The 21,659-nt window shown below is 41.1% G+C and carries 21 protein-coding genes and 1 tRNA gene; 7 read left to right on the top strand and 15 right to left on the bottom strand.

The window, feature by feature from the left end:
• The 8 genes from IPJ16_08565 to IPJ16_08600 form a co-directional block, all read right to left on the bottom strand.
• Entirely contained in the window at positions 1 to 1,650 is a 1,650-nt protein-coding gene (locus IPJ16_08565) for an AMP-binding protein (GenBank protein ID MBK7627228.1), read from the bottom strand.
• A gap of 23 nt (positions 1,651 to 1,673) precedes the next feature.
• Complete coding sequence (locus tag IPJ16_08570) at positions 1,674 to 2,060, bottom strand: hypothetical protein (protein ID MBK7627229.1); 387 nt, start codon at positions 2,058 to 2,060, stop codon at positions 1,674 to 1,676.
• A 23-nt stretch (positions 2,061 to 2,083) separates the two neighbouring features.
• On the bottom strand, positions 2,084 to 3,055 hold the full coding sequence (locus IPJ16_08575; protein ID MBK7627230.1) for an ROK family protein: 972 nt from the start codon (positions 3,053 to 3,055) through the stop codon (positions 2,084 to 2,086).
• A 214-nt stretch (positions 3,056 to 3,269) separates the two neighbouring features.
• Entirely contained in the window at positions 3,270 to 4,286 is a 1,017-nt protein-coding gene (locus IPJ16_08580; protein MBK7627231.1) for a sugar isomerase, read from the bottom strand.
• A gap of 2 nt (positions 4,287 to 4,288) precedes the next feature.
• Positions 4,289 to 5,062 carry a PIG-L family deacetylase gene (locus tag IPJ16_08585; protein MBK7627232.1) on the bottom strand — a complete coding sequence of 258 codons (774 nt, stop codon included), beginning with the start codon at positions 5,060 to 5,062 and terminating at the stop codon, positions 4,289 to 4,291.
• A 14-nt stretch (positions 5,063 to 5,076) separates the two neighbouring features.
• A complete protein-coding gene (locus IPJ16_08590) occupies positions 5,077 to 5,730 on the bottom strand; it encodes a hypothetical protein (protein MBK7627233.1) in 654 nt (217 codons plus the stop codon).
• A gap of 74 nt (positions 5,731 to 5,804) precedes the next feature.
• The gene (locus IPJ16_08595; GenBank protein MBK7627234.1) at positions 5,805 to 6,758 is read right to left on the bottom strand and encodes an ROK family protein; all 954 of its coding nucleotides are present in this window, start codon (positions 6,756 to 6,758) and stop codon (positions 5,805 to 5,807) included.
• A 42-nt stretch (positions 6,759 to 6,800) separates the two neighbouring features.
• The gene (locus IPJ16_08600) at positions 6,801 to 8,633 is read right to left on the bottom strand and encodes an Ig-like domain-containing protein (GenBank protein MBK7627235.1); all 1,833 of its coding nucleotides are present in this window, start codon (positions 8,631 to 8,633) and stop codon (positions 6,801 to 6,803) included.
• Between the two features lie 234 nt (positions 8,634 to 8,867).
• On the opposite strand from IPJ16_08600, the gene lgt reads away from it, so the two are divergent.
• The gene (gene lgt / locus IPJ16_08605; protein ID MBK7627236.1) at positions 8,868 to 9,677 is read left to right on the top strand and encodes a prolipoprotein diacylglyceryl transferase; all 810 of its coding nucleotides are present in this window, start codon (positions 8,868 to 8,870) and stop codon (positions 9,675 to 9,677) included.
• Here lgt and IPJ16_08610 read toward each other — a convergent pair whose 3' ends face one another.
• Positions 9,678 to 10,259, bottom strand: a complete 582-nt coding sequence (locus tag IPJ16_08610) for a TetR/AcrR family transcriptional regulator (GenBank protein MBK7627237.1) — start codon at positions 10,257 to 10,259, stop codon at positions 9,678 to 9,680.
• Positions 10,260 to 10,523: 264 nt separating this feature from the next.
• On the opposite strand from IPJ16_08610, the gene mtnA reads away from it, so the two are divergent.
• The 3 genes from mtnA (at position 10,524) to IPJ16_08625 (ending at position 12,450) form a co-directional block, all read left to right on the top strand.
• Positions 10,524 to 11,633, top strand: coding sequence for an S-methyl-5-thioribose-1-phosphate isomerase (gene mtnA, locus IPJ16_08615; protein MBK7627238.1), 1,110 nt, complete (start codon positions 10,524 to 10,526; stop codon positions 11,631 to 11,633).
• Position 11,634: 1 nt separating this feature from the next.
• Positions 11,635 to 12,231, top strand: coding sequence for a class II aldolase/adducin family protein (locus tag IPJ16_08620; GenBank protein MBK7627239.1), 597 nt, complete (start codon positions 11,635 to 11,637; stop codon positions 12,229 to 12,231).
• A gap of 144 nt (positions 12,232 to 12,375) precedes the next feature.
• Positions 12,376 to 12,450, top strand: a tRNA-Ile gene (locus tag IPJ16_08625).
• A 105-nt stretch (positions 12,451 to 12,555) separates the two neighbouring features.
• Here the strand turns inward: IPJ16_08625 and IPJ16_08630 are convergent.
• The 3 genes from IPJ16_08630 to IPJ16_08640 form a co-directional block, all read right to left on the bottom strand.
• On the bottom strand, positions 12,556 to 14,130 hold the full coding sequence (locus IPJ16_08630; protein MBK7627240.1) for a M81 family metallopeptidase: 1,575 nt from the start codon (positions 14,128 to 14,130) through the stop codon (positions 12,556 to 12,558).
• A gap of 180 nt (positions 14,131 to 14,310) precedes the next feature.
• The gene (locus tag IPJ16_08635) at positions 14,311 to 15,528 is read right to left on the bottom strand and encodes an MFS transporter (protein ID MBK7627241.1); all 1,218 of its coding nucleotides are present in this window, start codon (positions 15,526 to 15,528) and stop codon (positions 14,311 to 14,313) included.
• A gap of 93 nt (positions 15,529 to 15,621) precedes the next feature.
• Positions 15,622 to 16,479 (bottom strand): cyanophycinase, encoded by an 858-nt coding sequence (locus IPJ16_08640; GenBank protein MBK7627242.1) that lies wholly within the window; start codon positions 16,477 to 16,479, stop codon positions 15,622 to 15,624.
• 129 nt (positions 16,480 to 16,608) lie between these two features.
• Between IPJ16_08640 and IPJ16_08645 the strand changes: the two genes are divergently transcribed.
• On the top strand, positions 16,609 to 17,577 hold the full coding sequence (locus tag IPJ16_08645; GenBank protein MBK7627243.1) for a tRNA-dihydrouridine synthase family protein: 969 nt from the start codon (positions 16,609 to 16,611) through the stop codon (positions 17,575 to 17,577).
• 100 nt (positions 17,578 to 17,677) lie between these two features.
• The gene (xth, locus tag IPJ16_08650; GenBank protein ID MBK7627244.1) at positions 17,678 to 18,439 is read left to right on the top strand and encodes an exodeoxyribonuclease III; all 762 of its coding nucleotides are present in this window, start codon (positions 17,678 to 17,680) and stop codon (positions 18,437 to 18,439) included.
• A 105-nt stretch (positions 18,440 to 18,544) separates the two neighbouring features.
• Here the strand turns inward: xth and IPJ16_08655 are convergent, their stop codons facing one another.
• Both IPJ16_08655 and IPJ16_08660 read right to left on the bottom strand, forming a co-directional pair.
• A complete protein-coding gene (locus tag IPJ16_08655) occupies positions 18,545 to 19,114 on the bottom strand; it encodes an oxidoreductase (GenBank protein MBK7627245.1) in 570 nt (189 codons plus the stop codon).
• 126 nt (positions 19,115 to 19,240) lie between these two features.
• Entirely contained in the window at positions 19,241 to 19,765 is a 525-nt protein-coding gene (locus IPJ16_08660) for a RidA family protein (protein MBK7627246.1), read from the bottom strand.
• A 168-nt stretch (positions 19,766 to 19,933) separates the two neighbouring features.
• On the opposite strand from IPJ16_08660, the gene namA reads away from it, so the two are divergent.
• A complete protein-coding gene (namA, locus tag IPJ16_08665; protein ID MBK7627247.1) occupies positions 19,934 to 20,992 on the top strand; it encodes an NADPH dehydrogenase NamA in 1,059 nt (352 codons plus the stop codon).
• A gap of 5 nt (positions 20,993 to 20,997) precedes the next feature.
• On the opposite strand, the gene IPJ16_08670 is transcribed toward namA, so the two are convergent.
• Positions 20,998 to 21,645 carry a semialdehyde dehydrogenase gene (locus tag IPJ16_08670; GenBank protein ID MBK7627248.1) on the bottom strand — a complete coding sequence of 216 codons (648 nt, stop codon included), beginning with the start codon at positions 21,643 to 21,645 and terminating at the stop codon, positions 20,998 to 21,000.
• Between the last annotated feature and the right edge of the window lie 14 nt (positions 21,646 to 21,659).

Below are 21,659 nucleotides of genomic sequence, written 5' to 3' on the forward strand. Positions count from 1 at the left end.
CTATTCCTTTGTATATAAAAACCTCTTAATACTTCTCTTCGGTGTCTTCGCAAACTCTTCGGGATGAATCCTGAATTTGCTGACAGCCATAAATTCCGGCAGCCTGTCATTTACTTCTTTCCTGATCTCTTCAAGTATAGCCGGTAACTGTTCTTCTGAAATATTATCCTTCTTCATCATTTCAAAATCAGGATAAATTAGTCCGACAAGCTTATTGTCAACTGATATAACAAGTGACTCGGTTATATAGTTTTTGTTATTTATTACTGCTTCGATTTCTTCCGGATAAATATTCTTGCCTGAGGGTCCGAGAATCATTGTTTTGCTTCTTCCTTTGATAAAGATATTCCCTTCCTTATCTATAAGACCTAGATCTCCAGTATGCATCCAGCCTTTGTCATCTATAAGTTCTGCAGTAGCCTTCTCATTCTTATAATAACCAGTTGTTACATTTTCTCCCCGCAGGATTATTTCTCCCACAATATTCTGAGGATCAGGAGAATCAATAGTGACTTCCAGGGTGTCTACGGCCCTGCCTGAGGCGCCAGGTTTTGTTGTATCCCACGAAGCATAACTTATAAGCGGTCCGCATTCAGTCATTCCGTAGCCAACAGTAAATCTGAATCCGATCTTCTTAAAGAATTTTTCCGCATCGGCATTAAATGCTGCACCTCCAATAACTATCTCTTTAAACTTGCCTCCGAATGTTTCGACAAGCTTCTCTCTTATTTTTTTATGAAGGATTATATTTACTCCTGGTATTGAAAGGAGAATCTTCATATGAGGTTTACTGATGACAGGCAGTAATTGCTTCTTGAAGATTTTTTCAATAACCAGCGGTACTGAAAGCACGAGTCTTGGCCTTATCTCCTTAAATGCCTGGATAAGTATCTGGGGTGATGGCGTTTTGGTCAGGATTGTAATATGACAACCATAGGTAAACGGGAAGAGAAATTCAAATGCGCATCCGTAAGTGTGAGCCAGCGGCAGAAATGAAACAACCGGATCGCCTGACTCAAGCGGCATGTTTTTCTGTGCATAGCGTACATTGGCAGCCAGGCTGTTATGTGTGATCATCACTCCTTTTGAAAATCCTGTTGTCCCTGAAGTATAGCTTATTACTGCAAGTGCATCATTTGAGATCCCTGAAAACTTAATATTTTCCTTGGTCAGGGCAGGAAATGCTTTTGTGTATCTTTCTTCCAGAGAAGCAAATGTCTCTTTAATTGGTGTTGTGCGAGGAAAAATCAGCCTGAAATCGTCGAGTGACAGAATTCCAATAACCTCCGGAATTTTCTCAACAGCAAATGATTCAAATATTTTATCATCGACAAACAGCAACCTGGAATCAGAATGGTTAATAATATTTGTAAGGTCTTCAGGTTTGAAGTCAGGGAGTATCGGTACAATAACTGCTCCATAAGTAACCGCAGCAAGATAGGTTATGCACCAGTTAGCTGAATTCCGTCCGACAAGAGCAATTTTATCGCCCTCTTTTATGCCTGAACCTTTGAAAAGGATATGAAGCTTCAGTATTCTTTCAGCAATAGCTTTGTAGGAATAGCCTTTCTCCCTGTAATTTGAAAGAGCCTCAATGTCCCAGTTTTTTACGATACTCTGTTCAATATAACCTATTAAGCGTTCCTGAATCATGGTTTTGTTATTTAATGTTCCTAAATGAAAAACATAAGAAGAATTGCAATTATTGACAAAACGTTAACAACAGAGAAAAAATAATTATAGCCTTCTCTTTTTTTACTGAACTGACCCAGTTTGCGGGCAAAAATACCAATTGTAGGTACAAATAGTACTACCAGGAAGGCGAAAAACTCGATGCCATAAAAGACCTCTTCAAGACCTTCTCTCACAAGTGCCGAGAGAAAAATAATTATAAGAAGAATCAGCAGATATAACAGATAACTTATTTTCAGCAAGAGAGTTGATACCAGTCTTCTTTTATGAAGCTGGTGTGGTTTCAGATAGGCATATGCGAGGGCAAAAACAATTATTATGAAAATTACCCCGAGAATGTGATTAAGTATATCCCCAAAATTGGCCATATCTGTCAGTATTAATTTCAATATTATGATTCTTTTGCTGACCAGACCAGCGAACTTGCGCCAAGTACTGCTGCATTCTGGGTACTCAGTTCAGAGGCCAGAAGTTTTACCTTCCCCTTATAAATGCTGAGAAGGTTTTCTTCCATATATTCTTTTGCAGGTTCAAAAATAAGATCTTTTGCCAGGGCGAGACCGCCAAACAGAAATATCGCCTCGGGATTCGTGTGTGCCACAACATCCGCCAGCTTAAACCCCAGCATTCTGCCGGTATGGGTAAAGGCCCTTTTTGCTATATAATCTCCCTTTTTTGCAGCATTATGAATAATTTCCGCATCGAGTTCTTCAAAACTGTATTTTCTGAGTTCACTCGGTTTATTGCTGTCAGCCATTATTTTCAGAAGCGACCTTTTAAGACCTGTTGCTGAAACATATGTTTCGAGACATCCCTTTCTTCCGCATCCACATTCTCGGTTTGATTCACCCGGACGTATAGCGGTATGGCCTATCTCACCTGCAAAACCATCATGTCCGTAAACCAGTTTACCATCAACAACAAATCCGCTTCCCAGTCCTGTTCCTAAAGTTATTACCACAAAATTTTTCATCCCTCTGGCTCCGCCATAAATCATCTCACCAACTGCGGCAGCATTGGCATCGTTTGTAACAACAACCGGAAGCTGAGTATGCCTGTTGAAGATCTCTGCCAGCGGGACTATTCCCTTCCATGGTAACCCGGCAGCATGTTCAATTGTCCCTTTGTTTATATTCCCCATCGGGGCACCTATTCCGAAGCCTATCAGATTAATTCCATTCCCGATCTTCTTACCGGTTACCATAATCTTTTCATAGAGAGCAGCTACAAAAACCTCAATCTCATCAAATTCGAAGGTTTTAATCCGGTCTTCCCCGAGAATTTTTCCTTCCCTGTCAACAAACCCAAAAACTGTATTGGTACCGCCTATATCAATACCTACCGCAACATCTTTCTTTGCCATTTTTTAGAAAATATAATCTTTATACATGTAAATATAGTACTTACAAATTTATTATTTGCCTGTGGGTATTCCTAAAAATAGAGTAAAAAGAATTTTTACCGCAGAGTTCCGCTGAGAAGACGCAGAGAAACGCTGAGTTTTTAAATTTAGTGATTACTCTCTGCGGTCCTCAATGTTTTATCTCTGTGGTCCTCTGCGGTTAAAGGATTTCAGATTAATCCGGAATGTATTCATTTCCGACTTTTCTTGCCCGGGTTGGCTTATCGAGGTTGATTCCTAGCGAAATTCCGGTTTCCACAAGTATGTTCCAACCGGCTGCAAGCTGCACGTATTCTGCATATTCACCGCCATCAGGTATTATGATTGTAGGGAATATTGTTTTTTTAGTTGAAACAGCTATGATATTCATCCCGACAACCTTTACCAGGCATTCATAAAATTTTTCCTGGTCAGGAGTGAATGGTTCAATCCATATCAATACCTCACTCTTATCCATAACTTCCTCTATACCATGAACCGCAAAAGTGCCTTCGAGAAATGTTGATTTCTTTCTGGTTATCTCCATGGTCTTTAAAGAGAGTTCCTCGGCAACTCCGTTATTTCTTCCGGCAAAATATATAAAACTGGCATTGTGAATCATTCTGGTTATTTCCGGATCAATCTTTAGAGTAAGTGCTTTTTCGGTTTTATCCGCCAGCTCATCAAGCCCCTCCATCTTCTCACCGACAACCTTCCGGAGAAGGGCGTCATAGAAGAGTCCCTGCTCAACTACTGATTTGGTGGCAGCTACAGCATTCTCTTTCCCGCACCCAAGAACATGTGTTGCGGCTGCAATCTCTTCAAGCTTGGTTGCTTTATTTGCTGTCATGCCAAATACCGCAGAGTGCTTTTTTTCTTTCAGTGAAACTACCATTCGGATTACCTCCTTTGTCTGTCCTGAATTGGATGCTGCAAAAACGGCATAATCGTCAAGTTTATATTCACCTGCCTGGGTACATCCTTCAGTTAGTACAGGGAAAGATGATCCTTTTCCCAGGGCTGCAGCTATAGCTCTCTTTGCAGGGAAAATCCTGCTGCTGCCCTCTCCTGTCAGAAATAATCCTTTGGTTTTTTTGACCGGATCAGCAAATCTTGCTGCAGGAGCAGGACTGAAAGATCTTATGATCTCAGGGGTTTCAAGCATTTCTCTTATCAGAGCATACTTTTTGTATTTTTCCTCTTTTAAGTTCATAGCTACTTCATTTTATTAATAAGAAATTCTGAAAGATCATTCTGAACCTGCGGCTCTTTCTGGAACCCTCCTCCAAGATGCTGCCAGTATACTTCCGCATATTCCACCCCTGCCATTTTCCCGTAGTTACGGTTTCCTTCAAGAACAAAACCAAAGAAATCATTCATCTTATGCATATGCCTCATCAGCTCAATCTGGGAAATATGACACTCAAGCATCTTTTTCTTGGTCTCAATTGCAGTTGTAACGTCAACAAAGAAATGCGGAGGAACTATCTGTGAGCCAAGCGGATCGGAAAGGGTGAGTGGTGAAGAGTGATAAAGAAGAGGAGTTACCTCAAGCGATTTCTCCTTAACCGGAACCGTATCGAGCGAAGATACCATTGCTGCTGTCTCAACAATATTTGCTGTTGTACGGTGATCTGAATGATAGTCTGTCGGTAAATGAGTAAAAACTATGCCGGCCTTTACCTGCCTCATCAGAGAAATTGCCTTAAGTCTCAGTTCTTTTGTGTCGAACAAAAAACCATCTGTACCTCCAAGCATATAATATTCCGCGTCGAGTACCCTGGCGGCTTTTTTCGCCTCCTCAATACGGACCCTTGCAGTCTCCTCCATAGTCATATTACATCCACCGAGATCTCCTGAAGTCATTGTGGCAATAACTATTTTATAGCCTTTATCCTTTAGAAGTTTCAAAACTCCGGCATTCCATGCTTCGGCATCATCGGGATGTGCATGAAATGATAATACTACCTTGTTAAATTCTCTGCTCATGGCTTAATTATTTATTAAATAAATTTCAATACTCCAAACCAGTCTGGCTGATGATAATCAGGATTCGGTGTCCCGACCCTGCTCCATGTAACATAATGAGGCACTTTAAGCTTGTCGCCGCATTTGTAAAAATTCGCCCTGAAGCTCTTTCCTTTAAGCTCTTTTACTTTATGATGAAAAAAGACTTTAAACGGAACTGCTACAGTAATCGTCCACGAAAACTTCCCTTCCTTTTCCTTTACAGGTTTGTTTCCAATTGAAGATAAACGCCGTATTTTTGAAATGATCTCCGGATTGGCCCTTGTACTGTTTGGTCTCGCTGTTCCTGATCCCAGCAGGCAAGTGCCTATTCCGTTTATTTCCAGGTTATAATATATCCCATCCTCTTCGGGAGATACAAAGAATTCAACACAGGAGTCTTCATATACGTTCTGGTTCGATTCTGTCATCTCCGCTTTAAAGTACTCTTCAGTTACATAAAACTTCAGAAATATTTCGTTATCGCTGTATCCGATTGAGAGCTCAACCTGAGGCGTATACGGGTACTCAGCCCAGTTAATGGTATCTATCTGCTGACGATCAACAAGGCTGTCGAGTTCGGCAGATATCTCTTTAAGATCTGGATAAGCAGATTTCAGTTTCGTCTTTTTTATTTCTGCACTCTTCATTTTGATGTGGCGTCTTACTTCGGAACTTAGAGAACCAAAAATATAATAAAAATACAATTATTACTAAACTAATACTACTTAAGCTCGTCCCAGGCAAGCGCTGCTGCTCCTAAAACCGCTGCATTGCTTTCCGGGATCCCTGATGGTAATATCTTATAAGTGCCTTTGAATATTGGCATTACATTCTTCTCTGTATACTCTCTTACCGGACCAAAAAGAGCCTCTCCTGCCTGAGCAAGACCTCCAAAAAGGAATATGGCTTCCGGACTAGTGAAAACGATAGTGTTTGCTATCCCGAATCCCAGCATCTCAGCAGTGTAGTCCATTGCTTCAAGAGCAATCGGATCATTTTTCAGCGCGGCTTCAGCGATTATTTTTGATGTAAGTTGTGATGGAGGAATCTCTCTCAGGCTGCTCTCTTCGTTCATCTCGCACAACATATTCAGCGCAGTTCGTACGAGTCCCGATGCCGATGCATACGTCTCAAGGCAACCCTGGCGTCCGCAACCACAGTCTCTCCCTCCCGGTACAACTATTGTCTGACCGATCTCTCCGGCAAATCCTGAATGTCCCGAAACAACTTCTCCGTTTACTACAATGCCGCTACCCAGTCCTGTCCCAAGCGTAAGAACAATGAAGTTCTTCATTCCTTTTGCTCCGCCAAAAATCATTTCACCCATTGCGGCTGCCTTGGCATCATTTGTAATAGCAACCGGAACATCAGTTACTTCCTTTACATACTTAACAAGGGGAACGATACCTTTCCATACAAGGTTTGTTGCCTGCTCTATAGTACCACTGTTATAGTTAGCATCCGGAGCCCCGATTCCTATTCCTGCAAGTTTCAGTCCGGGTATCTTTTCCATAAGTTTATGAATGTTTGATACCAAAGCAGAAACAAAATCTTTGATTTCAGGATAATCGGTAGTTTTAATAGCTTTTTGAGCCAATACATTGCCTGATCTGTCAACCAGTCCTATAACAGTATTGGTTCCTCCAATATCAATGCCTGCTACAACTTCCTTCATATTCAATTTTTTAAATATAGTCCGTTAAATATATTAAAATCTTTATTTTATTTTTGGTTTAGCCCTTAACTTTTCATCTTTATAATTCCTTTCCTTTAGATCCCAGTCCTGAACAACATCCCACCCTACTTTTATTTCAATCTCTGATTTATAATAGGACACCGGTTCCGGCTGTCGCCCGGTCATAAAATCACCCGTTGTCCATTCACCATCTCCATTCAGATCATATATCGCACGGATCCTGTAGAAGCCTTTTTCAAGGAGGGGAAACTCAACTTTGCCATCTTTTGCAATCTTTTCCCTGGCCAGCAGGTTTTCTGTATTCCCCATTAACTCAATAATCGCCGGTCCCTGACAATTTTTAATATTAAGAGTCATCTTGCTGTACGATTCAGGATCCCTGACTGTAAAGTTTATACCGATTGAATCAGATCTTTCATTCAGGATGTTTCCAAAGGCTGCTGAATCAGCTATAAACTGGTATTTTTTCTTCTGTTCGAGTTTCGCATTAAATACCAGTCTTGCCGGATTATTAGTGTCTAAAACAAAATTATAGGGAATTCTTTTTTTAATTGAATCAGCTATCTCGTAAAGCCTGATCAGAGAAGTGTCGGGTTGAATAAAAGGTGCTTCTGTTTTGAAAATAACCTTAAGCCCGGGCTTAATCCCTCCTCCCACAAGATTGCTCTCAACCTTTAATGACGGAACGGCACTCTTTGTTCCTCTTGTGGCACGTGGTGTAACAAACCTCATAGGGACAGTATCAACCTTATAATCCAATACTCCGAGAGTATCGGTAAACGGGTATTTTAAAATTGTTGTAACAAGTGCCTGAGAGTATAGAGTGCTGTCTGTAAGCCATACTTTCAGCGTATCCTTCCTTCTGCTCTCCTGTAAAAAGTACTTGTCGCTGCTAAATTCAGGTATTGAAAAGTCGATTTTCATTGTATCGGGCGGAAGTGAAAAAATGTAGGAGAGAAGATATTTTGTATCCCGGGAGGATCCGGATAAATAATGATCGCTTTTCTTAGCCAAAAACAACAAAAGCTGATATTCACTTTTTAATACCGGCGCTGGAGGCGGAGCATCAGCTGGAGGCGCTTTTGCCGTAGTCGTGCTTTTTACAGGTGAAGTAACTGGTTTCTTAACGATCGTATCTTTAACAACAGGTATATAGCTCTTTTCTGAAGAAACAAATATTGTTGAATCAAGGAAAGCAAACTCTTCTTCTGTCCTGTTGTAGTTCTTGCTGTTATCGTCATCCTTAATGGCGTACAGCCTGTATTGCCCTTCCTTTACATTGTCAATCCTGAAATAACCGTAAGCATCAACGCGAGAAATATAATCAGGGAGTTGTCTTATCACAGATGTATCGGCTAATGAGCCATACATTATAACCTGTGTCTTTTCCGGAAGCTCAAGATCATCTGCATTATATACATGCCCGGTCACAGAAAGAGAATCGATAACAGAACCTGTAGAAAAAACGAACTGAAAATTATTCAGTATGTTTCCTTCATTCAGATCCTTAATAGCATCAAGAAAATAGAAAGTATAGGTAGTATTCTCTTTTAACTTTTCCTCGAATTCAACTATCACGCTCTTCCCTTTCATGAAGACTCTTGGTTTCTTCTTCATTGGTGGAGAAGCCATGAACTTCTCATTAATATTATCAAGAGTAACGAATTCATCAAAAGTAATTTCAACCTTTTTCCCGTTGAAGTTAACTGCCCTGTTCACAGGAACACTTTCCACGACTACCGGTGGCTGCTTATCGCGTAAACCTCCTGTTGGCGCACTTATTTTGGCACAGGCTGCAGCAAGAATCAGGACGATTACGAAGAATAATAAACCATTAAGCCTGCCACTGTTCATAAAGTCATCTGTTATCAATGATTTACAAACTTACATCTTTTTTTAAAGGAATATTTCGATAAACATCTTTTTAACCACAAAGTACACAAAGTGCTCTCAAAGGACACAAAGTTAAGCTTTTGCCTTTCAGTACTTTGTGCCCTTCGTGATATTCCTTTGAGTCCTTTGTGGTTAATGGATTTCATCTTTTAACATTATTTTCTAACTTTGGAATTATTGTAAAAGAGGTTAAACATGCATATACTTATAATTCCCTGGGATGTTAATCCCGAGATATTCAGGATCGGTGCCTTTGCCGTAAGATGGTACGGGCTGTTGTTTGCATCTTCCTTCCTGTTTGGTTATATCATTATGAACAGGATCTTCAAAAACGAAAACCTCAATGAAGCAGTTCTCGATCGTCTTACAATATATATGGCCCTTGGAACAATTATTGGCGCCAGATTAGGGCATTGCCTTTTCTATGAACCTGAATATTACCTGAAGAATCCTCTCGAGATTTTAATGATCTGGCACGGGGGACTTGCAAGTCATGGCGCATCAATCGGAATTCTTATAGCTGTGTGGCTTTTCGGGAAAAAAGAGAAGAAAGACTATTTCTGGACTCTCGACCGCGTGGCAATTGTCGTCGCCCTCTCCGGCTTCTTTATCAGGATGGGAAACCTGATGAATTCTGAGATTTACGGTGTTGAAACGACTGTTCCCTGGGGTTTCGTGTTCCTTAGAAACCACGAGGTTGCACCAAAACATCCGACTCAGATTTATGAAGGACTGGCTTACCTCTTCATTTTTATACTTCTATATAAATTGTACTGGAGAAAAAAAGGAGAACACTATCAGGGATTACTTATCAGTCTGATCTGTATCCTTATTTTCACAGCCCGTTTCTTTATTGAGTTCCTGAAAGAAGATCAGGTGGCTTTTGAGGCTACAATGAAACTCAATATGGGACAATGGCTGAGTATTCCGTTTGTTTTGTTAGGATTTGCACTGTTGTACTGGACCCTGAAAACAAAGAAAACTGCTGTTATTAAGAGGAAATAACTACTTTTTTACAATTCCGTGGAAAAGAACATCGAGAATTGCATTTAGTCTGTTCTCAATATTCAACTCTTTCTTTTTCCAGAACAGAGGCACTTCCAGACCCTTTAATGTCGTCTGAATTGCCATTGCGGTATATTCGCTGTTCACCACATTAAAAACCTTCTTCCTGGCACCATGCCAGAGAATGAGCCTCAGCATTGCCAGCTCTTCCCTGTCATACTTTTCCCTTATTGTCTCAATGAAATCAAAGTGATCGAGATTTTTATCGAAGATTGCATTATAGTAATTTGAAAGTTTTTCGAACGACTTCATCCTTACAAAAACATAGATCTTCATCTTATCGAGGGGAGATTCGACCGACTTTATAGCTGTAGTTAACTCATTTCTAAGGATATTGGCTTCATAAAGTACTACTGCCTCAAAGATATCTTCCTTGCTCTCGAAGTAATAATATATTGAACTTTTACCCATTTTAAGAGCCTTTGCTATCTCATCCATAGTGGTTTTCTTAAACCCATAACGGCTGAAAATCTGCCCGGCAGTAATAATTACCTTTCTTCTAAACTCCTCTTTATTAATCATATCCTGAGTTATTTTGAATTATTTCCCCATTCCCGGCAAAGATAATACAAATAAAAAAAAACACAAAATCTTCGAATAAACTGGTCGATAATTCGAAAAGTGATGAGTTGCCCCCTGCCCCCTAAAGGGGGTACTGTAACCCTTTGATAATAAAAAAGTCCCCTTTAGGGGATTTAGGGGCTCTTAAAGCAGAAACATTTGAAACATCTTCATTGTTTATTATTTCGTATTTTTGATAATTAATCTAAGCCGGAGGGAAAACAAATGTTAGTCGAAAACAAAAATTATCAAAGCATTTGGGTCGACGAATCCGATCCTTCTGTGATAAAGGTTATTGACCAGCAGAAACTTCCGTTTGTTTTCGAAATCAGGGATCTCAGATCTGTTGAAGATGTTTTTTGTGCAATTGATGACATGACAGTCAGGGGAGCACCTCTGATTGGTGCCACAGCTGCTTTTGGAATTTATCTGTCAACTCTCGAAATAAATTCCCAGACAAATATCCGCGATCATCTTTCAAATGCTGCCCGGTATCTGATCTCATGCCGCCCAACCGCTGTAAACCTTGCCTGGGCTGTTAACAGAGTAATGAATAAACTTAGCTATACTTATTCATTAAAATCTTTATCAGACCTTGCATTGGCATCAGCAATTGAAATTTGCGAATTAGAGAAGGAGAATTGCCGGCAGATTGGTATTCATGGACTTAAACTCATTGAAGATATAAGCAGGGAAAAGAACGGAGATCCTGTTAACATCTTAACACACTGTAACGCGGGCTGGCTGGCATGCGTCGACTATGGAACTGTTACCGCCCCCATATATCTGGCTCGCGAAAAGGGAATTAAAGTACATGTCTGGGTTGACGAGACACGTCCCAGGAATCAGGGAGCAAAACTCACAGCCTGGGAACTGGGACAAAATAACGTTCCGCATACTTTAATTCCCGACAATACCGGCGGCCATCTGATGCAACAAAAGATGGTCGATATTGTTATAGTAGGTAGTGACCGCACCACAAGAACAGGAGATGTTGCCAATAAGATCGGAACATATCTTAAAGCACTGGCGGCTTTTGACAATAATGTTCCCTTCTATGCTGCACTGCCTTCTTCAACAATCGATTTCAGCATAAGCAACGGACTGAAAGAAATAAAAGTTGAAGAAAGATCACAGGAGGAGGTCACGCACATTTCAGGAATTAGCGATGGAAAGATCAGGTCTGTCAGGATCTGTCCGGAAAATACAGAAGCCGCAAACTTTGGCTTCGACATAACTCCGGCCAGATTAGTAACAGGACTGATAACAGAAAAGGGGATCTGCAAAGCTGCAGAAGAAGACATAAAAATAATGTTCTCAGATAAATTCAATTAATATGGAAGGGTTCGTAAAGTTCAATTGTCACTGGAACCAGTCTGGACCAGTTATCTCAGACGAACAGTATGAAATTATAAACTACTGGCGCGAGGTCCTCTATAACATGGATCTTATCGGAGCCTACGAAAACGGGGTTGCGTTCGGAAACATAAGTATGAGAATACGGGGTGGTAACCAGTTTGTTATTACCGGATCTGCTACAGGCGAGATGTCAGAACTTGAACCCGGACACTATGTAAAAGTCAGTTCTTTTAATATAGACGACAATGCCGTACAGTGTATTGGTCCGTTAAAAGCATCATCAGAATCTCTTACACATGCTGCTATCTATTCCGCCGATCCCGATGCCAATGCCGTAGTACATGTTCACAGCATTGAGCTGTGGAACGAGCTAATCTATAAGGTCCCAACCACAAATCCTTCAATGGATTATGGCACTATCGGACTTGCTAAAGATATCCTAAGGATCTTTAAGGAACCGGAGGTTTTTGAAAAAAGGATAATAATAATGGCAGGCGACAGAGCAGGTATTTTAAGCTTTGGTCACGATATGGATGAAGCAGTCAATGTACTGATGGAATACCTGAAAAAATAGATGTGATTTTTTTCTTTTTATAAGACTATTGCATAATTACATTCAAATAACTAATATTGCAGTCCGATTTTATTGGGCCCATAGCTCATCCCGATAGCTATCGGGAGGTTAGGGCACAAGACAGGTTGGAAGAAAATAAATTTCGGGCCCATAGCTCAGCTGGTTAGTAGCACCTGACTCATAATCAGGGGGTCGCTGGTTCGAGCCCAGCTGGGCCCACATTAAAAAGAGTGAGAGCGTGAGCGAGAGCGAACGAACTCACTCTTTTTCTCATAACTCGCTCTCACACTCACACTTTTCTTATTGCGCCAGGTTTACTACTTTTTATCTGCCGTACATCTGTTTTGCAGAAGGTACCATTATAACATTCAGTTCCGGATCCGGCATGTCAGGATCTAGTGGAAAAATAGGCCTTACAACACGTTTATATGGGAGACTTTTAAAATCCTGATCAACACTTCCCCGTGTCTGAGCCATAACCCAATCGGCCTGCATATCATACCACTGACTCACGAGATAACCCTGCTTTACCATTATAATATCCATTTTCTTAGGATCAATTCCTGTACCTGCCAAGTTTGGTGTGGGTGAAGATGTCCCCACAACCACATATATGCTTCCTGTTTTAATAATCGCTATGTCAGGAAGCCTCCTGTTCGGGGGTGATTTACTTTCTGATTGCTGGTCATTCTTTTGAACAGGAGTGACATATATTACTGTACCTGATAAACGAACAGGAGCTTCATATGAATTATCTGTCATTGCGCCTACAAAAGCCTCTGCCTGACCACCAATACCGGCTTTTCGGGCGGCCTCCACCATTTCGCTTCCCGGAATAGAGCAATAAAGCAGGCTTTTTCCTTTGGGAGTCTTAAATTCCGGCCGCTTCAATACTCTTGCCAGAGTCCAGGTCACTTCACCTGAACCGCCACCTCCAGGATTGTCGCCCATATCGCTGATTAAGAAAGGTCTTTTATTGCTGGCAACAGCCAGATCAATGCATTTTTCGAGGGGATACCCTGGCGCTTCTAAACTGAACTGCCGGCGCACATCCCAGAATCTCTGAGCAAGCTTTTTTGCACCGCTTTCCACCTGATTTTTATCATCACCTACTACCATAACCACACCCTGATTACGTCTCTCGTCTCCCCATACATAGCCTATCCAAATACCAGCATCCACCACCCCGGGCAACGACTCCACTTCAGGTACCATTGCGTAGAGTGATTTGGCCGGTTCTACCCGGGTACTTGTCCACTCGCCTGAGAGAAGTACAGGGACTGCTACCCAGGCTTTATAAGCCGGACGTCCCTTTCCCGACGATAATCGCTCAAGCAGATTAACCACGCCACGACGATGTGATTCAACCGCATCATCATGAGGTGCTTTACGATATGTGGTAATAAGGTCAGAGTAGAGAGCCACACGCCAGGAGACATTTCCGTGAAGGTCCATAGTTGTTGTGACAAGGGCGTCGTTACCTATCACAGCCCTTACTCTCTCCATAAATTCCCCCTCCGGATCATCAACACCTTCAACACTACAAGCACCATGATTGTAAAACCAGAATGCATCGTAAGGCATGTTACTCCGGATAGTCTCAAGCGCATTATTAACAAAAGTCTCAAATGATTCTCTGGTTACCGGCCCTCGTCCGCTGCCTCCACCAATTAAAGAAGGAAGCCAGACTGCAGACTGACCCATAACGGAATCCTTACTAAGATAGGCTGGCAAAGAAAGCGTCCTACCTGTCAAAGCCTGCCGGTTGGGCATAAAAACGCTGTTTTCAATCTGTATTCCGGCAATTCCTATACGTGGTTTCTTCTGCTGTGCAGAGGCATTGGTAATAAACAACACTGACAACAGACAGAATTTCAGGAGCAATAAATTGATCTTCATTTTTTTGATTATTAACACATTAATATGTTTATAATAATATTGTATTTGATTTACAGTACATTAATAATTAGTAATATTAATCAATAACTGGAAAATTTCGCCAGGCTTTCCGCCAGATTTAATGAAAATCCGTGAAAAACAATAAAAGATCAAAGGAACCTCGTGTTGCGAGGATCCTTGTTATTTTCTTTTAGTTCCTATATCAGGCAGAAAAACAGTGAGCACACCGATAAGCGGTAAGAAAGCGCAGACATGATAAACATAATCTATGCTGGTTGCATCAGCCAGCTTTCCGAGTAAAGCCGATCCCAATCCTCCCATGCCAAAGGCAAAACCAAAGAATAATCCCGAAATCATTCCTATTTTGCCGGGAATAAGTTCCTGTGCATAAACAAGTATCGCTGAAAATGCTGAGGCAAGTATCACACCTATCATTATACTTAGAACAGTCGTCCAGAAGAGGTTGGCATAAGGCAACAATAAAGTAAAGGGCGCGACACCCAGGATTGAGAACCATATAACATACTTTCTTCCCACCCGGTCTCCAATGGGTCCGCCCAGAAGTGTTCCTGTGGCTATTGCAAAAAGAAACAGGAACAGATGGACTTGTGAACTTTGTATCGATACACTGAACTTATGAATAAGGTAAAAAGTAAAATAACTAGTGATGGATGCCATATAGAAATATTTTGAAAAGATAAGGATCAGAAGAATTCCTACTGACCAGGCGACTTTTGCTTTCGACAAATCATGCCCTTTTGATATTGCAGTAACTTTCTTCCGCATATTTAAATGTTGAGTATACCAGCTACCAACATTGATAAGCACAATAATCGCAAGCAGGGCAAGTATTGAAAACCATAGGATACTCGACTGCCCGAATGGAACGATGATCAAAGCTGCAAGTATGGGGCCCAGTGAACTTCCCATATTGCCACCTACCTGAAAAATGGATTGGGCAAGTCCCCTGCGGCCGCCTGAAGCCATATAGGCAACCTTCGATGCTTCAGGGTGAAAAACAGATGATCCTGTTCCGATTACAGCTACCGAGACCAAAAGCAAAGCATAAGTATTTGCCTGAGAAAGGAGGATTAACCCCAGGAGCGTAAAAACCATGCCTACAGCAAGAGAATAAGGTTGCGGTTTACGATCGGTATACAATCCGATAAGCGGCTGAAACAATGAGGCTGTTAACTGAAATACAAGGGTGATGATCCCTATTTGTGAGAAGTTAAGGTGAAAAGAATCTTTAACCACCGGATATATGGAAGGTATAATGGACTGAATGGTATCGTTAAGAAGGTGAGAGAAGCTAATTGATAATAAAATGGAAAATATTGTTTTCCCGGCGATATCACTGGCTAGTTCTGCTGAAGTCTGATTGTCCTGATTTTGCATATTTCTGAAAATAAATCTGGCAAAAATAAACATCCATTGGTAATGAATGTAAAAAAACAATCAAATTATAGCTTGTCAGGATTGCAAGATAAATCAGTTTACAATTTTTCTTTCCCTAAGATTGTATTTGTCGCCTTCGCGCAGAAAATAGAAAATCTGTCCTTTTTCTGGTAATTTCTTAAACTCTGATCCTTCCCTCGACCAGAATTTCCCATCATAAACGACAACATAGCTTTTCCCGACAACTTCAAATATCTCTCCCTTAACTATTATTGCTGTCGACTCATCAATTCCAATTCCAAGTAATTCCGGACGATTCCTGAGTATTTCAAACATATCAAACTGCCGGTTTCTGGCTAGTACGTGCTGATCAATGGCGACATTCTTCAGAAAGCCAAATCCCTCCTGATGATCACCCATCATAATCTGGTTATTTTTTGTATCTCCCCGTACCAGAAAACTGCCCTGTATTGTAGCTCCGGCCGAAGAGCCTCCGATTGTACCTCCTTTTTCGAGAACCTTCCATAACATCTTTTCAGTCAGTGTATTCTTATATGCGTCAACAAGTCTCCATTGACGCCCCCCACTGAACCAAACCAGCTTAGCATCTAAAAGCGGCTTCACAAATGCCTCGGTATTAGCTACATTTCTGTCGTTTGTGTGAAGAACAGTGACATTGGTTGCACCCATTTTTCTGAGCAATCCTGCTTCACCAAAATTTTCATCATAGTTTTCCCGCCCGTCAGCTGTTGGAATAACCACAATCGGAATTTGAAGACCTCCGCTGATTTCCATTATTTTTTTGTTCAGCGATTCACTTATTTCACCTCCGCCAATTATAATGAGTGTCCCGTTTGCAGGCCCTGATGAAAATTCCTGATTCCTGGTATTCTGTCCGCAAAGTGAAAGAAAATTTAGTAATAAAATAAAAATGAGGTAGTTGGTTTTCATTTCGAATAATATCAGTTTTCAACTCAAATCTAATAAATAATCAATCTCCGGAACCCCATAAGATTAATTTTAGATGAAAATCCATGTTTGAGTCCGGTTTTACTATTTTTGTCCCAGACCGGATACAAAATTATGCCTACAATTTATTCATCACCACTTCAGGGATTTACTGATTTCAGGTTTCGTAATGCTTACCAGAAGTTTTTTGGAGGGATCGACATGTATATTGCTCCATATATCCGGTTGAATGGAAAAATGGAGATAAAACCAGGCAGTGAACGGGATATTCTGCCTGAAAATAATAGTACGCTTAGTCTTGTTCCTCAGATAATTACCAAAGATGCCGATGAGTTTTTGTTTGTGGCAAAGTATATTCAAAACCTTGGATATACTGAGCTGAACTGGAATCTGGGCTGCCCGTATCCAATGGTTGCAAAACGGGGAATGGGTTCTGGTTTACTCAGTAGCCCTGAGAAGATTAACGAAATTCTAACAAGGGTATTTGCAGAAACAGATATTCAGGTGTCGGTAAAAATGAGATTGGGCTATGAAAGTCCGCAGGAGATATTTAAGGTTTTACCTGTGCTGGAGAGATTCCGTCTGGCAAATATCACAATACATACCCGGATCGGAAAACAGATGTACAAAGGAGATGTTGATCTGAAAACCTTTGAAGAGTGCCTCGCACTAACATCTCATAAAATCTTTTATAACGGTGATATTACTTCCGTACAAAGTTTCAGGGAATTGAAAGATCGTTTCCCGGCAATCAATAACTGGATGATAGGCAGAGGTTTGATTTCTGACCCATTCTTACCGGCTATGATAAAAACTGATAATTCAGTCTATCCAGAAAACAGATACGCAATATTTAACTCTTTTCACGACGCCCTCTTTTCTTCATATGAAGAGGCTTTATCGGGACAGAAACATCTTCTGATGAAAATGTATCCCCTCTGGGAGTACTTTATTCACTCCTTTCCCAACTCTCCAAAAGGTCTGAAAAAAATTAAAAAGGCCCGTAACACAGGTGATTACAGGGACGCAGTTAAACAAATTATAAACAACGAAGCAGTTAAGGGAGCGATGCTCACTTAAGCCTCTGATGGGATTAGAAAAATTTTTAAACCACAAACATATCCTCATAGTGTTTGTTTATCCTTTAGAATTATTTTTACTTTAAATCAGATATATAACTATGAAAATAATTTCCTGGAACGTAAATGGAATTCGGGCAATTGCCAAGAAAACTTTTTTTACCGATATTGAACTTCTGGGAGCAGATATTCTGTGTCTTCAGGAAATCAAAGCACTGGAAAATCAGGTTGAAGAGGCTCTTAAGCCACTTATTGGATATCATATCTTTTCAAATTCTGCGAATAAACCGGGTTATTCAGGAACAGCTGTTATCTCTAAGATCAAGCCTCTGAATGTTACAAAAGGTATTAACATCGATGAGCATGATACTGAAGGCCGGGTATTAAGTTTGGAATTTGAGAAGTTTTTCCTGGTAAATGTCTATGTTCCCAATTCAGGCAGTGAGCTTAAAAGGCTGGGGTACCGGCAGGACTGGGATAAAGCTTTTCTTGGTTACCTGAAAACTCTTGAAAAAACAAAACCGGTAATTATCTGCGGCGACCTGAATGTCGCACATAAACCTGTCGATCTTGCCCGTCCAAAAGCCAATTACAACAAAACAGCCGGCTATATGAAGGAAGAGATTGATGGTATGGACCGGCTTATACAAAATGGATTTGCCGATACATTCCGCCGGTTGCATCCCGATGAGACTGACAGATACTCATGGTGGAGTTACAGACTGGGGGCCAGATCCAAAAACGTTGGCTGGAGAATCGATTATTTCCTTGTAAGTGAGGCATTCCTCCCATCAGTAAAAGAGGCGTTTATCCTCGAAGATATAACCGGGTCAGATCATTGCCCTGTGGGTATTGAACTTTAATTACATGAAGAAGGCCCCTAAATCCCCTAAAGGGGACTTTCACATTATCAGCGACTTACAGAACCCCCTTCAGGGGGCAGGGGGCAAAGGAACGTGGGCAAAACTTCAGAAATACACCTCCGTCAGAATATTTTCAGACGGTACCCCTTTGTCTTGTAATATGTGGCTGACCTCATAGATCATATTGCTGTTTCCGCAGAGATAAAACAACATCCCCGATTTCACCAGGAAACCTGACAGATACCTGGTGACCCTGCCTTTTTTTCCTCCGGTGGTTTCTTTTGAAGTGCACAAAATATACCTTGAGGGATCATATTCATCCCTTTCATATGCCTCATCTGCATACCTTACACCATGTATAAGAGTATAATCAATTTCTGGATAAGATCTGACCATGCTGTGAAATGGTGAAATTCCGGTGCCTGTGGCAATAAAGACATGCTTCCTTGTAAGCAGATCAAATTTCTCAATGCCAAAAGAACCAAATGGTCCGTTAACCTGAAGGAAATCACCCGGCTTGCAGTTTTTGAGTTGCTGTGAGACACTTCCTTCGGGAACCTCCCTCACAAGTATTTCGAGGTAATCGTCATTCTCACCGCTATAAATTGAATACTCTCTCTGATTCAATTCTCCTTTCAGCCCAACAATAATATGTTGCCCAGGCTTAAAATCCATCTTGCCTCGGTCGAACCTCAAAACAAATGTGCTTTCAGTCAGAAAGCGGACATTAATAATTTTATGCAAGTCAGTTGAATCCACCTGTTCTGTTGTTTTCCTGAGCTTTTAAACAATAATACTCTCTCAATTATCCTCAATCTCCACAACCACCTCAACTTCAACTGCCATATTAAAAGGCAGAGCATACATACCAACTGCCGAACGGGCATGCTTTCCTTTCTCTCCAAAAATCTCAACCATCAGGTCGCTGTAACCATTTATTACTTTCGGCTGATCTTTGAAATCTTCGGTACAATTGACCATCCCCAGAACCTTTACTATCCTCTTTACTTTGTTCAGCGAACCAAGCTCACTCTTTATTACAGCCAGATGATTGATTGCAGTCAGCCTGGCTGCTTCATATCCCTGCTCAATTGACAGGTCTTTGCCAACCTTTCCTGTAATGTTTGTATTATCAGGTTTCGTTGGCCCTTTGCCTGCCAGGTAAAGTAAATTACCGACCCTGACAGCATTTACATAATTGGCAACAGGACTGGATGGTTTTACAAGAACAATTCCTTTTTCTTTCAGTTTAGCTTCTGCATCCTGAGCCAATACTGATGCCGATATAATAATGCAGGAAAAGAATAACAACAAAACCTTCTTCATGTTTAAACTGTTTTAATGAATGAATACCTTTTCTTCATAAAGATAATGATCTGTTTAATTGAAAAAATGCCTGATGCCTGTATTTATGCATCTGACTTGCTTATGGATTTTCCGTACAGAACCTTTACCTTTGAGATCATATTCCTTTCCATGAAATCTTTATGAAGTATGTCAAAGCTATTTTCACCCCTTACAATTAAGAATATCACCCTGAAAAACAGGATAGTAATGTCACCTATGTGCCAGTATTCAGCCGCAGACGGACTGGCAAACGACTGGCATCTGACACATTATGGAACCAGGGCTGTTGGCGGCACTGCACTGATTATAGTTGAGGCAACAGCTGTGGCTCCTGAAGGAAGAATTACCCCTGCTGATCTTGGTATCTGGAGCGATGAGCATATTCCGGGACTTACCCGGATTGCCCGGTTTGTGCAAAGACATGGATCAGTTGCCGCGATACAGCTTGCTCATGCAGGACGAAAAGCATCATGTGCAGTTCCGCATGAGGGAGGCAGGCAACTTGATGAAAATAATGGCGGATGGAAAACAGTTGCACCAAGTGAACTTCCATTTTTAGAAAGCGACCGGAACCCCGAATCACTGACTAAGGAAGGGATTAACAAGATTATTGAAAGTTTTAAAACAGCTGCATACCGGGCACTGGTCGCCGGCTTTAATGTAATTGAAATACATAGTGCACATGGTTACCTCATTCAGGAATTTCTGTCACCAATCAGTAACCATCGCACCGATGAATATGGCGGCTCTTTTGATAACCGGATTCGTCTGTTAAGGGAAGTAATCGAAGCTGTTAAATCGGTCTGGCCTTCAGAAAATCCTCTCTTTGTAAGAATCTCATCTACCGACTGGACAGATGGAGGCTGGACTGTAGAAGAGAGTGTTAAACTTGCCTCAGTTCTTAAAAAGGCAGGGGTGGATCTGATAGACTGCTCTTCGGGCGGCAATGTTCATAATGCCAAAATACCTGCCGGGCCAGGGTTTCAGGTACCTTTCTCAGATGCTGTAAGGAAAACAGGGATACTTACTTCTGCCGTTGGTTTAATAACCTCAACCGGACAGGCAGAATCAATACTACAGGAGGAAAAGGCAGATCTGATTCTGTTAGGCAGGGAGTTGCTTAGAAATCCCTATTTCCCGCTTCGTGCAGCAAAAGAACTGAATGAAGACATTAAATGGCCAACACAATATCTCAGATCAAAATAAGCCGATCAGAGACATTGCATAATTTCCTGATAATATAGAACTTTCGTTTTCCCTGCAGGATTTTTACTTAACATTATCATAGCTTTTGCCAGCTTATCTGTTGGCATACTCCTGTATTTCTTTGACGATCCAATAAGTACCAGGTCTATAACTTTCATTACTCCGGATGCAATTTTTTCTGCCAGTCTGAATTCTTTACGGTCACCAACCAGTAAGCTGGGTCTGAAGTGAAATACAGAATCCGGGAAATACTTTTCTGTGCCGACTTCCATTTCTGCTTTTGTTTTTAAATAGAAGTTGCCTTTCAGGCTCGCCCCTACACTTGATACATTTACCATAAGCTTTACCCCGTTACCGGAGGCAAGTCTGGCAAACGATATTGGCAGATCACGGTCTATCCGCTGCTGTTCTTCCTTGCTGCCTGCCTGTTTTATTGTTGTGCCTATGGCATTGAAAAGAATATCCCCCTGAACTTCCGGACCCAGAGAATCTATATCTTTCATTGGACTAACAATTTCCTTCAGTTTGGGACTGCTGATTCCGGTAGTTTTTCTCACAAAAATCCTCACTTCCGAAAAATCGTTGTCCCTGAGAAGTTCGTTGAGAATCTGATTCCCAACCAGTCCTGTTGCACCTATTATAATTGCTTTCATATTTTATGATCTGA

This window comes from Bacteroidales bacterium, from assembly GCA_016709865.1.
Taxonomy (GTDB): domain Bacteria; phylum Bacteroidota; class Bacteroidia; order Bacteroidales; family VadinHA17; genus LD21.